Here is a 13310-nt window from a genome sequence, read left to right as displayed (position 1 = left end):
GCCGACATGGAACTTTTCAGCAATCTTGCGCTTGGTTTCTCCACCGCATCGACGCTTGCAAATCTCGGCTTCTGCCTGATCGGCGTATTGCTCGGCACCTTGATCGGCGTATTGCCCGGTATCGGGGCGACAGCGACAATTGCCATGCTTCTCCCGGTCACGTTCCAGATCGGCGATCCGGTTTCGGCATTGATCATGCTCGCCGGTATTTATTACGGCGCCCAATATGGCGGGTCGACGACCGCTATCCTCATCAACATGCCGGGTGAATCTTCATCCGCCGTCACGGCCATTGACGGCTACCAGATGGCGCGACGCGGACGGGCTGGCGCCGCACTTGCCATCGCGGCAATCGGTTCATTCTTTGCGGGCACTGTCTCGACATTTCTGGTAGCGGTGTTCGCTCCGCCACTGACTGAAATCGCGCTTAAATTCGGCTCGGCTGAATATTTTTCGCTCATGGTTGTGGGTCTGGTATCGTCCGTGGCACTGGCGCATGGCTCCATTGTCAAGGCACTGGCGATGGTCGTCCTGGGCCTCCTGCTCGGTCTTGTCGGCACCGACATCTACACGGGAGCGCCGCGTTTCACGCTCGGTATCACGGAATATGCAGACGGGCTTAATTTCGTTGCCGTTGCCGTAGGCGTGTTCGGCATTGCCGAAATCCTGCGCAATCTCGAAAGCGAACATACGCGCGAAGTGCTGATGGCAAAGGTCACAGGACTGATGCCAACACGCGACGATTTCAAACGCATGACGGCACCAATCCTGCGCGGAACCGTCATCGGCTCGGCGCTTGGCATTCTGCCCGGAGGCGGTGCCATTCTCGCGTCCTTTGCTTCCTATACGGTCGAAAAACGCATTTCCAGCACGCCCGAAGAATTCGGAAAAGGTGCTATCGCAGGCGTTGCGGGACCGGAATCCGCCAACAATGCCGGGGCGCAGACATCGTTCATTCCCATGTTGACGCTGGGCATTCCTGCCAATCCGGTGATGGCACTTATGATAGGCGCCATGATTATCCAGGGCATTGTGCCGGGGCCGAATGTCGCGACGGAACAGCCTGCCCTGTTCTGGGGCGTGATTGCGTCCATGTGGATCGGCAACCTTATGCTCATCGTCCTGAATTTGCCGCTGATCGGCCTCTGGGTAAAGCTTCTGACCGTTCCTTATTATGTGCTTTTCCCGATTATCATGACGTTCTGTTCAATCGGGGTTTATAGTGTGAATTCGAATGTCTACGACCTCTATGCGGTCGCATTCTTCGGATTCATCGGCTACCTGCTGGCCAAGCTGCGTTGCGAACCGGCTCCCCTGCTGCTCGGTTTCGTTCTCGGCCCATTGCTGGAGGAACATCTGCGGCGCGCCATGATCCTGTCTCGCGGAGACCCGGCAACTTTCTTCACCCGACCGATCAGCGCCATTCTGCTTGCCATAGCGGCAGCCGTTCTCGTGGTCGTGCTGCTTCCATCGGTACGCAAGAAGCGCGACGAAGTATTCGTGGAGGAAGGTTAGAGCATTTCCAGCAAAAATGTGAAACGGTTTTGCGTTGGATAATGCGATAAAACAAATAGTTAGAGCGGTTCTGGCCATTCTGTTAGGACTGGAACCGCTCAAGCGCGGTTAGCGCATTTCCTGTTCAGGCAAAAATTGTTGTTTCAGGCGCATCAAATCATGATGCGCCTGAATTCATCCGCGCCGCGCGCCTGAGGATACGATGTCGAGATAGACAGCCAGAACAAGAATGCTGCCCTTGATGATCTGCTGCCAGAACGTATCGACGCCGAGCATGGACATGCCATTGTCGAGGCTCGACATGATGAGCGCGCCGACCAATGCGCCGAGCACGGAGCCTACGCCGCCGCGCATGGACGTGCCGCCGATGAAGCAGGAAGCGATGGCGTCGAGTTCGCCGCCCATGCCCGCCGATGGCGTACCCGCTGCAAGGCGGGAGGTCGTCGTCAGGCCGGCCACCGCCGCCATCAGCCCCATCAGCGCGAAGACGGCCATCTTGACGAAATTGACATTCACGCCGGAAAAGCGCGTCGCTTCTGTGTTGGAGCCGACCGCATAGATGTGGCGACCGAACACGGTCTGTTTTGCGATCACGGTGAAGACACCGAGGATCACCAGCAGGATCAAGACCGGAACCGGCACACCCTGATAGCTGTTGAGGATCAGGATGAAGCCAAGGATCAGGACGCCGATGCCAAGAAGCCTCGCGACTTCCATGCCGGATGAAAGCAACTGAAGATTATGCTTGCGTTTGCTGGCTCGCGTGCGCAGCGTCATCAGGATAAGCACGCCAAACAGCGCAATGGCGCAGAGATTGCCAAGCCAGCCCGGCAGATAGCCTTGCCCGATATATTTGAATCCCGGCGAGATCGGCGCGATGGTGACGCCGCCCATGATGCCCAGCACGATGCCGCGAAAGACAAGCTGGCCACCAAGCGTGACGATGAAGGACGGTATGCCGAGATAGGCAGTCAGCCAGCCATTGAACGCGCCGAGCGCCACGCCGAGCACCAATACCGTAATGATCGTCGCCCATAACGGCCATCCAAGGAGCACATCGAGGACGGCGGCAATGCCGCCAAGGAGCCCCAGAAGCGCCCCGACCGAAAGATCGATTTCCCCGGCAACGATGACGAACACCATCGCGGATGCGAGCATTCCGGTGATCGCCATCTGGCGCAGAAGGTTGGAGAAATTGCGTGCGGTCAGGAACTGCGATCGCCCCATTTCGGGATCATAGGTGAGGATCGCGAAAAATGCCCATATGAGCGCAACCACGATCAACAGAGCGACGATCTTGTATTCCGCCAGAAACTTTCGAAGGCTTTTGCCCGTCATCGTCATATCATGCACCGGTCATATTTTGAGCATTTCCAGCGAAGACGAGACAGGTTCTTGCGCCCGGAAATGCGTGAAAACAAAGAGTTGATCGCGGATCAGGCCGCATTGCTTGTCGGCTTGCCGATTGCAGCGGCAAGCACCTTCTCCTGGGTCAGATTTTCATTGGGGAAATCCCCGCGCAGCCGGCCCTCGCCGATCACGAGCACACGGTCGCTGATGCCGAGAACTTCCGGCATTTCGGATGACACCATCAGCACCGCAACGCCCTGCTTCGCAAGGGCGAAGATCAGTTTGTAGATTTCATATTTCGCGCCCACATCGACGCCCCGCGTCGGCTCGTCCAGAATGAGCACCTTGGGGTCCGGCAGCATCATTTTCGACAGCACGGCCTTCTGCTGGTTGCCGCCCGACAGCGAGGCGATTTCCAGCATTGGGTCGGCAGTCTTTACCTTGAGACGCAGAATTTCACGCTGGATCGTTGCCAGTTCCGCTTCCTTGTCGAGCAGTCCGCGCAAGGAAAACCGATCCAGCACCGAGATCGTCATATTGTAGCCCACCGGCATGATGGGCAGGATGCCATCCTTCTTGCGGTCTTCCGGCACCATGCAGATGCCTTGTCGAACCGCATCGCGCGGGGTGCGGATCTTCAGTGCCCGGCCCTCCAGGAACACCTGCCCGTCATGAGCGCCTGGCCAGACGCCGAACAGGCTGGACACCAGTTCCGTCCGCCCCGCGCCAACCAGCCCGGCAATGCCGAGGATTTCCCCGCGCCGAAGAGCGAACGAAACATTATCGACCACCTTGCGGTCGGGGTTCGTCACATCCCAGCAATTGATATTGCGCGCTTCGAAAATGACCTCGCCAATATCATGCGGCTCGCGCGGAAACAGGTTTTTCATTTCGCGCCCCACCATCATGGTGATGATGGCTGGCGTCGTGAGTTCCGCCATCGGCTTCGTGCCGATATGCGTCCCGTCGCGGATGACCGTCACCGTATCGGAAATTTCTGCCACTTCGTCCAGCTTATGGGAGATATAGACGCAGGCCATGCCTTGCGCCTTGAAGTCCTTGATGAGATCGAGAAGGACGCGCGTTTCGGATGCCGTCAACGCCGATGTCGGCTCGTCGAGAATGAGCAGCTTCGCATTCTTGTTGATGGCCTTGGCGATCTCGATCAATTGCTGCTTGCCGCCCGGATAGTGGTAGACCGGAAGCGCGACATTGATGTCGTGAATATTGAGCCGCGCCAGAAGTTCCGTCGCACGCGCATTCATCTGGTCGTAATCGATAAAGCCTCCGCTTGTCGGCTCTGATCCCAGAAAGATGTTTTCCGCAACCGACAGATGCGGCACCATCATGAGTTCCTGATGGATGATGACGATGCCCGCCGCCTCCGTGTCGCGGATGCCCGTCGCCTTCAATTCCTGGCCTTCCCAGAGAATTTCCCCGCTCCAGGTGCTATGGGGATAAACGCCGGAAAGCACTTTCATCAGCGTGGATTTGCCTGCGCCGTTCTCACCGCAAAGGCCGACACACTCGCCCGCGCGCACTTTCAGGTAAATTCCGTCCAGCGCTTTCACGCCGTTGAAGTCCTTACCGATATTGCGCATCTCTAGAAGATATTCGGACATCGCATATGACCTTGCAGTAACGTAGAGAATGGACCGCCGGGTTCGAGACATTCCGGCGGAACTCCTCCCAGACAACGCTGTCACCGACAGCATCGACAAGTCGGCGAGGCCAGAAGCTGGATCATGATTTCCAGACTTCCGGCCCCACTGTTTCACATCGGGCTGGCTCACCGGAGCAACTCCGGCGACACCCGCCGGAAAGGCTTACTTTCCGTAGATCTGCTCCTTGGTATAGAAGCCGTCCTGAACGTAGATGTCGATATTGTCCTTGGTCACGGCGGTCGGCGTCAGCAGAAGCGTGTCGACCTGCTTGCCGCCATTGTCGAGCTTGGAATTGAATTCAGGCGTTTCGCCCTTGACCATCTGGACTGTCAGCTTGGCGGCTTCCGAAGCAATGAGCTTCAGCGGCTTGTAGACCGTTACGGTCTGCGTGCCGTCGATCAGGCGCTTGACGGCAGCAAGGTCGCTGTCCTGCCCGGAAACGGCGGTCTTTCCGGCCAGTCCCTGCGCAGCAAGCGCCTGGATGGCGCCACCGGCGGTGCCGTCGTTCGAAGCGACGACCGCATCGATCTTGTTCTGCGCAGCCGTCAGCGCGTTTTCCATGATGGAGAGCGCTTCCGTCGGGCTCCATTCCTTGACCCACTGCGAGCCAATGACCTTCACCTTGCCGGAATCGATGGCTTCCTTGAGGGCCTTTTCCTGACCGGCGCGGAGAAGCTTGGCGTTGTTATCCGTCGGCGAGCCGCCGAGGAGATAATAATTGCCTTCCGGCTTGGCCTTCAGGACCGCTTCCGCCTGCATGAAACCGACGCGTTCATTGTCGAACGAAATATAGGCATCGATATCGGCATTGAGGATCAGGCGATCATAGGAAAGAACCTTGATGCCGGAAGCCTTGGCGTCAGCCACGACGGCGTCGAAAACCTTGGAGTTCATCGGCACGATGACGATGGCGTCAACGCCCTGCGCAATCAGGTTTTCAACCTGCTTGACCTGCTTTTCCTCATTGCCGTCAGCCGACTGCACATTGACCTTGGCGCCCAGCTTTTCGGCAGCTTCGATGAAATAGTCGCGGTCGCGCGCCCAGCGCTCGACACGCAGGTCGTCGATGGAAAAGCCGATAACCGGATTTTCCGGCGAAGCATAGACCGGCGTCGCCGCCATGGCGCCGATGCCCAAAGCCGCAGCAACCAACGCGCCGGTCAGAAAATTACGACGTTTCATGCAAATCTCCTCCAAACAACACCGGCTTGCTGCCGGCTGATACCAATCCGCGCCCCCGAACGTATTCCGCCCCCGGAGTTCGGCACGACAAAACAGCCCACTTTGGAGCTGCTTATTTCTTGAATGGCTGATCCTCCCGAAGGCGCCCCGCGCCAAGATCACTCCATCGGACAGCATTGCAAAAGCGACACTGCCCCATCCTCGAACACCATTGATACGTGAAGAAAAATGAATAGCAAGCATTTTTTGATTTACGTACCTCATTTTTGATCTTATGGTCCGCGTCGAGGAGCGAGGATGAAACCTACAGTCCATGATATAGCCAGAACAGCGGGCGTCAGCCTCGCCACGGTAGACCGTGTGCTGAACGAACGTCCGGGCGTGAGAGCGAAGACGCGCGACCGGGTCATGGCCGCGATGAACACGCTTGGCTATGTCCGCGATGTGGGTGCTGCCAACCTTGCTCGCGGACGGCTTTATCAGTTCGATTTTATTCTGCCGGACAATGAAAACACTTTCATGCTGAGCCTGCGCGCGGAACTGCAATCCGCGACCGAACGGGCCTTGGCCGAGCGTGTGCTGATCAATCTCGTCCTTGTCCCCGCCTTCGATGAAGCGGCGCTCGTGGCGGCGCTGGATGATTGCGCCACGCGCAAGCCTGACGGCGTAGCATTCGTCGCGGTCGATACTGACCCCGTGCGTGCAGCCTGCGACCGATTGGGAGAGCAAGGCGTCCACGCCGTCACGCTCGTATCCGATCTCGGGCATTCCACGCGGACGCATTATGTCGGCGTCGACAACGGTGCGGCGGGACGCACGGCGGCGCGGCTTCTGGGACTTTTCGCCAACGGAACCGAAGGCGCGCTTGCAGTCGTCGCCGGTTCGTTGAAGGTCCGCGACCATCAGGAACGTTTCGAAGGTTTTACCGCTGCCATGAAAGCGGACTTTCCTGGCCGCGAGATATTGCCCGTTCTGGAAGGCTTCGATGAGGGCCCGCGCGTGGAGAAACTCGTAGCCGAGTTGCTTGACGAGCGCAGCGATATCGCCGGAATTTACAGCCTCGGAGCAGGCAATAGCGGTCTGGTGAAGGCGCTGGCAAGGCACAACGCCAATCGGCCGCTCGTCATCGCCCATGAGCGCGATAGCGTGACGTCCAAGGCGCTGACGGATGGCATCATCCACGCTGTGCTGGCGCAGGATGCGGGCCATGAAATCCGCAGCGCCATCAGGGTTCTGAAGGCGTCTGCCGATCGTCTGGCTATCGTGCCCGGACAGGAGCACATCCGTATTGAAATTTTCCTCAAAGACAACCTGCCGCATCTCGACTGAAGCGCAGGCGACAAGGCCTTTCCAACAGGAGCAAATATGTATCTCGGGATCGATCTAGGAACATCCGGTGTCAAGGCGCTGTTGATCGATGACGCACAGACCGTCATCGGGTCGGCCCATGGCGAACTGGATGTTTCGCGACCCCATCCGGGCTGGAGCGAACAGGACCCCGCACATTGGATCGACGCCTGCCGGACAGCGATTGACGGCCTGCGCACGGCCCATCCGAAGGAGTTTTCGGCGATTGCCGGCATCGGTCTTTCCGGTCAGATGCATGGCGCTACCTTGCTGGACGAACGGGACCAGGTACTGCGTCCCTGCATCCTATGGAACGACACGCGCAGCTATCGCGAAGCAGCCGCACTCGATGCCAACCCGGCTTTTCGCGCCATCACCGGCAATATTGTCTTTCCGGGATTTACCGCGCCCAAAATCGTCTGGGTTGCCAATAACGAACCCGATATTTTCGCACGCACCCGCAAGGTGCTGCTGCCGAAGGATTACCTTCGCCTCTGGCTGACCGGCGAGTATGTCTCCGACATGTCGGATTCGGCGGGCACAAGCTGGCTCGACATCGGCGCACGCCGTTGGTCGCGCGAACTTCTGGACAAGACCGGCCTCGATGAAAGCCGGATGCCGCGTCTTGCCGAAGGCACGGACGCAACCGGACGGCTGCGGGCGGAACTGGCCGCCGAATGGGGCATTGCCGGACTACCGGTTGTCGCAGGCGGTGCAGGCGATAATGCGGCATCGGCCTGCGGCATGGGCACGGTCAAACCCGGTCACGCCTTCGTTTCGCTCGGCACATCAGGCGTGCTGTTTGCTGCAAACGGCGCCTATCAGCCGAAGCCAGAAAGCGCGGTTCATGCCTTCTGCCATGCCCTGCCCGATACGTGGCACCAGATGGGTGTCATCCTGTCCGCAGCAAGCGCGCTCGACTGGTATGCGCGGCTTGTCGGAAAGACGGCGCATGAGCTTGTTAGGGAACTCGGCGACAGGCTCAATGCGCCGGGCAGCACGACCTTCCTGCCCTATCTGTCGGGTGAACGCACCCCGTATAACGATGCGAAGATACGCGGCGTGTTTTCAGGTCTGGAACATGAATCCGATCAGCGCGCCCTGACGCAAGCCGTGCTGGAAGGCGTTGCCTTCGCGATCCGCGACAATCTCGCCGCGCTTCAGTCTGCCGGTACCGAGATCAGTTCCCTTACAGCGGTCGGTGGCGGCTCCCGCTCCACCTATTGGCTGAAGGCAATCGCAACCGCGTTGAATGTGCCGATCGCCTTGCCGGAAGAAGGCGATTTCGGCGCAGCCTTCGGCGCTGCCCGGCTGGGTCTCATCGCCGCTACCGGCGTAGACCCGCTGGCTGTCTGCACGCCGCCGCGCACCGAGCGAACCATAGAGCCGGAAGCCGCCCTCATCCCGGCCTATGAGGAAGCCTATCAGCGCTATCGCGCCCTTTATCCGGCACTTCACGCCCTCGCCGGTCAGTGACGTTGCCTCAACCAATCAGACATGACGACATTCGAACGGGAGGACACAATGAGCACCGGATTTTTCGGCGACATTCAGAAGATCAAGTATGAGGGGCCGGACAGCGACAACCCGCTGGCATTCCGTCACTATGATCCGAATGAGATCGTGCTGGGCAAGCGTATGGAAGATCATCTGCGCTTCGCGGTCGCCTACTGGCACAGCTTTGCCTGGGAGGGTGGCGATCCGTTCGGTGGTCGCACCTTCGACCGCCCGTGGTATTCCAACGAGTTGGATGCGGCAAAACTCAAGGCCGACGTGGCTTTCGAGTTCTTTTCCCTGCTTGGCGCGCCCTATTACTGCTTCCACGATGCAGATGTGCGGCCCGAGGGGCGCAACTTTGCGGAAAACACCCGATATCTCAACGAGATCGTCGATATCTTCGAGAAGAAGCAGGCCGAAACCGGCGTAAAGCTTCTCTGGGGCACGGCCAACCTGTTCTCCAACCGCCGCTATATGAGCGGGGCCGCAACCAATCCTGACCCGGACGTCTTCGCCTTTGCCGCGGCGACCGTGAAAAGCTGCATCGATGCCACCAAGCAGCTCGGCGGCGAGAACTATGTGCTGTGGGGCGGTCGCGAAGGTTATGAAACGCTGCTCAACACCGATCTTGGACGTGAACTCGACCAGATGGGGCGGTTCCTCAATCTGGTGGTCGAGTACAAGCACAAGATCGGCTTCAAGGGTACGATCCTGATCGAACCGAAGCCCCAGGAGCCGACCAAGCATCAATATGATTACGACGTCGCGACGGTCTATGGCTTCCTGAAGCGCTATGGCCTCGAAAACGAGGTGAAGCTCAATATCGAGCAGGGCCACGCCATTCTGGCTGGTCACTCCTTCGAGCATGAACTGGCACTTGCCCGCACACTTGGCATTTTCGGCTCCATCGATATGAACCGAAATGACTACCAGTCCGGCTGGGACACGGACCAGTTCCCAAACAATGTGCCGGAAATGGCGCTCGCCTATTATCAGGTCCTGCTCGCAGGCGGCTTCACGACCGGCGGCACGAATTTCGACGCCAAGCTGCGCCGCCAGTCGCTCGATCCGCAGGATCTGCTGATCGGCCATATCGGGGGCATGGATTGCTGTGCACGCGGGCTGAAGGCAGCCGCCGGAATGCTGGAGGACGGCGCGTTGTCCAAGCCGCTCGATGAGCGTTATGCGGGCTGGAACGGCGATTTCGGCAAGAAACTTCTGACCGGCCTCTCGCTGGACCAGATCACGGCGGAAGTCGAAGCGAAGGACATCAATCCGCAGCCGAAATCTGGCCGTCAGGAATATCTCGAAAACGTCGTCAATCGGTATGTCTGAACCGGCAAGGCGGTGAAAACAAAAAAGGGCGCCACTGGCGCCCTTTCTTTATTCCCCTATCAATTTCTAAAGCTTGACCCACCCACCGTTTTTCTGCGACGAGCGCACACAGGCATCGATGAAAGCAACGCCCTTCAAACCGTCATCGACGGTCGGATAGATCACGGCGCTATCCGGCTTCTTGCCATTGCGATGGGCCTCGATGGCATTGGCCGCTTCCGAATAAATGGTGGCGAAAGCCTCCAGATAGCCTTCCGGATGGCCGCCCGGCACACGGGTCACGCGGGTCGCAGCATTACCAACGCCTGCACCGCCCCGCGTGATAAGCCGCTTCTGTTCCCCAAAAGGCGTGAACCAGAGATAGTTTGGGTCTTCCTGCGCCCATTCAATGCCGCCCTTTGTGCCATAGACACGCAAGCGCAGAGCGTTTTCATTGCCCGGCGCAACCTGGCTGCACCAGAGCATGCCCTTGGCCCCGCCTGCAAAACGCAGCATCACATGGGCATTGTCGTCCAGACGACGCCCCTCGACAAAACTGTCGAGATCAGCAGCGAGACTATCGACCGTGAGGCCGGTCACGAAGGAGGCGAGATTGAAGGCGTGTGTGCCGATATCGCCCGTTGCGCCGCCAAGACCGGATTGCGCCGGATCGGTGCGCCAGACAGCCCCCTTGGCTCCGGTTGCCTCAACCGCTTCGGTGAGCCAGTCCTGCGCATATTCCACCTGTACGACGCGAAGATCGCCAAGTTCGCCATTGGCGATCATCTCACGCGCCTGCCGCACCATCGGATAGCCGGTATAATTATGCGTCAGGACGAACAATGCGCCGCTTTCGTCGGCGACCTTCTTCAGTTTCTTCGCATCGGCAAGGGTCGAGGTCAGCGGCTTGTCGCAGATGACATGGATGCCGCGTCGCAAAAACTCCTTGGCAGCTTCGTAATGAATGTGGTTCGGCGTCACGATAGAAACGGCTTCGATGCCGTTTTTCAGGCGCGCCTCGCGAATGGCCATGTCCTTGTAGCTGGAATAGATGCGGTCTTCGGCCAGCCCCAGTTCACGCCCCGAGGCCTGCGCCTTTTCCGCTGACGACGACAAGGCGCCTGCCACCAGTTCAAACCGGTTGTCGAGCCGCGCCGCCATGCGGTGAACGCCGCCGATGAACGCGCCCGCGCCGCCGCCCACCATGCCGAGACGAATACGTGAAACGGCGGTTTCCTTGGTTTTAGCTTCGATGGTCATTGCGTCCTCATAATCCAAGCATGCGTCGGTTGGCGGCGTCGTCGGTGCCACCGGATGCGAAATCGTCAAATGCCTTGTCGGTCACGCGGATGATGTGCGCCTTGACGAACTCCGCGCCTTCGCGTGCCCCGTCTTCCGGGTGCTTCAGCGCGCATTCCCACTCGACGACGGCCCAGCCGTCAAAATCGTTCGCGGCCATCTTGGAGAACACCGCGCCGAAATCAACCTGCCCGTCACCGAGCGACCGGAAGCGACCAGCCCGGTTGACCCAGCCCTGATAGCCGCCATAGACGCCCTGCCGTCCGGTCGGATTGAACTCCGCATCCTTGACGTGGAACATCTTGATGCGGTCCTTGTAGATGTCGATATTGTCGAGATAATCGAGGCATTGCAGGACATAATGGGACGGGTCATAGAGCATATTGGCCCGCGGGTGGTTTTTGACCTGCTCCAGAAACATCTCGAAGGTCACGCCGTCGTGCAGGTCTTCGCCCGGATGGATTTCATAGCAGATATCGACGCCGTGTTCATCGGCATGATCAAGGATCGGCTTCCAGCGGCGGGCGAGTTCCTCAAATGCCGTTTCCACCAGACCGGCAGGACGCTGCGGCCATGGATAGATGAAGGGCCATGCCAGCGCACCGGAAAAGGTCGCATGCGCGCCGATGCCGAGGTTGCGCGATGCACGGATCGCCATCTTCACCTGCTCAACCGCCCATTGCTGGCGCGCCTTGGGATTGCCGCGCACTTCGGGCACCGCGAAGCCATCGAAAGCTTCGTCATAGGCCGGGTGCACCGCGACGAGCTGGCCCTGCAAGTGGGTCGAAAGCTCCGTGACTTCGACACCGTTCTGACGCGCCACACCGGCGAATTCGTCACAATAATCCTTCGATTCAGAAGCCTTTTTCAGATCGATCAGCTGGCTCGCCCATGTGGGAACCTGCACCCCGGCATAGCCTTTTTCGGCGGCCCATTTGGTGATGCCATCCCATGTGTTGAACGGCGCTTCATCGCCTGCGAACTGCCCGAGAAAAATGCCCGGCCCCTTGATCGTCTTCATCAAACTTCTCCTGAATATGCTCGGACCCCGCCATCGACCGGCATCGAGCAATTTGAGAGCGCGCTTCGCGCTGCATTTCGGGATTGAAAAAGAAAAGCGTGCGCCCGCACATGCAGGCGCACGATATCTGTTCACCTTAGAACGGCGAATCCGGGAAATAGAAGTCCTTGGCGTTATCCTTCGTCACGAGCGTCGCATCGAGGATGTAATTGCCGCTCACCGGAATCTGGTCGTAGAAATGACCGGCGGCAAGCTGCATCGCCGTCGAAACCATCGCTGGCGGATAGAGGACATCGACCGGCACGAGCTTGTCGCCGTCCATGACCTTCTTGATCATATCCTTGGAGCCTGCGCCGCCTACCACATACTGAATGTCGGAGCGGTTCGCCTGCTTGATGGCTTCGAGAACGCCGACAAGCATGTCGTCATCCTGTGCCCAGACCACATCGATCTTCGGATATTTGGTCAGGAAATCCTGCATGACGCGGAAGGCATCGTCACGGTTCCAGTTGCCATACTGGCGATCCAGAACCTTCACGTTGGAGCCTTCAATGCCCTTGTCGAAACCGTCCTGACGCTGCTGATCGATCGGGATCGGCAGACCGCGAATGACGACGACCTGTGCGTCGGGCGTGGTCTTCTTGATATATTCGCCAGCCACCTGTCCGAGCGCCGGGTTGTTGCCGGCGACGTAGAGATCGCGGATGGTGTTGTCGTTGCTGCTCGGCGCGCGGTCGACCAGAGCGACAAAGGTTCCCTTGTCCTTGATCTCCTTGATGGCGTTGACGAGCGGATCGGGATCGGTCGGCAGAACGACCAGCCCGTCGAGGCCCTGTACGGCCAGATCCTGCAACGCATTGGCCTGCGATGCCGCATCGGGCGATGTCTTGACGATGACATTGAGGCCCGGATGTTCTTCCATCAGGAGCTTCGCCACGCGTTCGGCGTGATAGACGACGCCCGCCGTCCAGCCGTGGTCGGCAGCCGGGATCGACACGCCGATCGTCACTTTCTTGTCCTGAGCGCTTGCCGCGCCGCCAAAGGCCAGCGCCCCCGCCGTCAGAGCGGCGAAAGCAAGCTTCATCAAATTCCCTCGCATAGTCTTCCTCCCAGTAAACGCG

Annotated in this window: 10 protein-coding genes; 4 read left to right on the top strand and 6 right to left on the bottom strand. The window is 59.0% G+C overall.

From position 1 onward, the window contains the following. Nucleotides 1–6: 6 nt before the first annotated feature. Nucleotides 7–1515 carry a tripartite tricarboxylate transporter permease gene (locus tag ACOWVS_RS02065; RefSeq protein WP_006468677.1) on the top strand — a complete coding sequence of 503 codons (1509 nt, stop codon included), beginning with the start codon at nt 7–9 and terminating at the stop codon, nt 1513–1515. Between the two features lie 174 nt (nt 1516–1689). On the opposite strand, the gene ACOWVS_RS02060 is transcribed toward ACOWVS_RS02065, so the two are convergent. From ACOWVS_RS02060 to xylF, 3 genes are all read right to left on the bottom strand, one after another. Further along, on the bottom strand, nt 1690–2859 hold the full coding sequence (locus ACOWVS_RS02060; RefSeq protein WP_021585499.1) for a sugar ABC transporter permease: 1170 nt from the start codon (nt 2857–2859) through the stop codon (nt 1690–1692). A gap of 92 nt (nt 2860–2951) precedes the next feature. Beyond that, a complete protein-coding gene (locus ACOWVS_RS02055; RefSeq protein ID WP_021585500.1) occupies nt 2952–4487 on the bottom strand; it encodes a xylose ABC transporter ATP-binding protein in 1536 nt (511 codons plus the stop codon). Nucleotides 4488–4691: 204 nt separating this feature from the next. Beyond that, the gene (xylF, locus tag ACOWVS_RS02050; protein ID WP_075041481.1) at nt 4692–5711 is read right to left on the bottom strand and encodes a D-xylose ABC transporter substrate-binding protein; all 1020 of its coding nucleotides are present in this window, start codon (nt 5709–5711) and stop codon (nt 4692–4694) included. A gap of 297 nt (nt 5712–6008) precedes the next feature. On the opposite strand from xylF, the gene ACOWVS_RS02045 reads away from it, so the two are divergent. The 3 genes from ACOWVS_RS02045 to xylA are packed head-to-tail and all read left to right on the top strand — an operon-like array spanning nt 6009 to nt 9890. Next, nucleotides 6009–7040, top strand: coding sequence for a LacI family DNA-binding transcriptional regulator (locus ACOWVS_RS02045; protein ID WP_075041482.1), 1032 nt, complete (start codon nt 6009–6011; stop codon nt 7038–7040). A 36-nt stretch (nt 7041–7076) separates the two neighbouring features. Then, the gene (gene xylB / locus ACOWVS_RS02040) at nt 7077–8534 is read left to right on the top strand and encodes a xylulokinase (RefSeq protein ID WP_075041483.1); all 1458 of its coding nucleotides are present in this window, start codon (nt 7077–7079) and stop codon (nt 8532–8534) included. Between the two features lie 48 nt (nt 8535–8582). Further along, nucleotides 8583–9890 (top strand): xylose isomerase, encoded by a 1308-nt coding sequence (gene xylA, locus ACOWVS_RS02035; RefSeq protein WP_075041484.1) that lies wholly within the window; start codon nt 8583–8585, stop codon nt 9888–9890. Between the two features lie 66 nt (nt 9891–9956). Here xylA and ACOWVS_RS02030 read toward each other — a convergent pair whose 3' ends face one another. From ACOWVS_RS02030 to ACOWVS_RS02020, 3 genes are all read right to left on the bottom strand, one after another. Next, nucleotides 9957–11129 carry a Gfo/Idh/MocA family protein gene (locus ACOWVS_RS02030; RefSeq protein ID WP_075041485.1) on the bottom strand — a complete coding sequence of 391 codons (1173 nt, stop codon included), beginning with the start codon at nt 11127–11129 and terminating at the stop codon, nt 9957–9959. 7 nt (nt 11130–11136) lie between these two features. Then, nucleotides 11137–12189, bottom strand: a complete 1053-nt coding sequence (locus ACOWVS_RS02025; RefSeq protein WP_075041486.1) for a sugar phosphate isomerase/epimerase family protein — start codon at nt 12187–12189, stop codon at nt 11137–11139. A 136-nt stretch (nt 12190–12325) separates the two neighbouring features. Further along, nucleotides 12326–13288 (bottom strand): substrate-binding domain-containing protein, encoded by a 963-nt coding sequence (locus tag ACOWVS_RS02020; RefSeq protein ID WP_006470336.1) that lies wholly within the window; start codon nt 13286–13288, stop codon nt 12326–12328. Nucleotides 13289–13310 lie beyond the last annotated feature (22 nt).

This window comes from Brucella sp. IR068, from assembly GCF_049065885.1.
Lineage (GTDB): Bacteria > Pseudomonadota > Alphaproteobacteria > Rhizobiales > Rhizobiaceae > Brucella > Brucella intermedia.
This window is presented reverse-complemented; position numbering and strand designations above follow the sequence as displayed.

Coding starts and splice junctions, on each gene's coding strand:
- ACOWVS_RS02065 (WP_006468677.1), top strand. CDS start 7: ATGGAACTTTTCAGCAATCTTGCGCTTGGTTTCTCCACCGCATCGACG.
- ACOWVS_RS02060 (WP_021585499.1), bottom strand. CDS start 2,859: ATGACGATGACGGGCAAAAGCCTTCGAAAGTTTCTGGCGGAATACAAG.
- ACOWVS_RS02055 (WP_021585500.1), bottom strand. CDS start 4,487: ATGTCCGAATATCTTCTAGAGATGCGCAATATCGGTAAGGACTTCAAC.
- xylF (WP_075041481.1), bottom strand. CDS start 5,711: ATGAAACGTCGTAATTTTCTGACCGGCGCGTTGGTTGCTGCGGCTTTG.
- ACOWVS_RS02045 (WP_075041482.1), top strand. CDS start 6,009: ATGAAACCTACAGTCCATGATATAGCCAGAACAGCGGGCGTCAGCCTC.
- xylB (WP_075041483.1), top strand. CDS start 7,077: ATGTATCTCGGGATCGATCTAGGAACATCCGGTGTCAAGGCGCTGTTG.
- xylA (WP_075041484.1), top strand. CDS start 8,583: ATGAGCACCGGATTTTTCGGCGACATTCAGAAGATCAAGTATGAGGGG.
- ACOWVS_RS02030 (WP_075041485.1), bottom strand. CDS start 11,129: ATGACCATCGAAGCTAAAACCAAGGAAACCGCCGTTTCACGTATTCGT.
- ACOWVS_RS02025 (WP_075041486.1), bottom strand. CDS start 12,189: ATGAAGACGATCAAGGGGCCGGGCATTTTTCTCGGGCAGTTCGCAGGC.
- ACOWVS_RS02020 (WP_006470336.1), bottom strand. CDS start 13,288: ATGCGAGGGAATTTGATGAAGCTTGCTTTCGCCGCTCTGACGGCGGGG.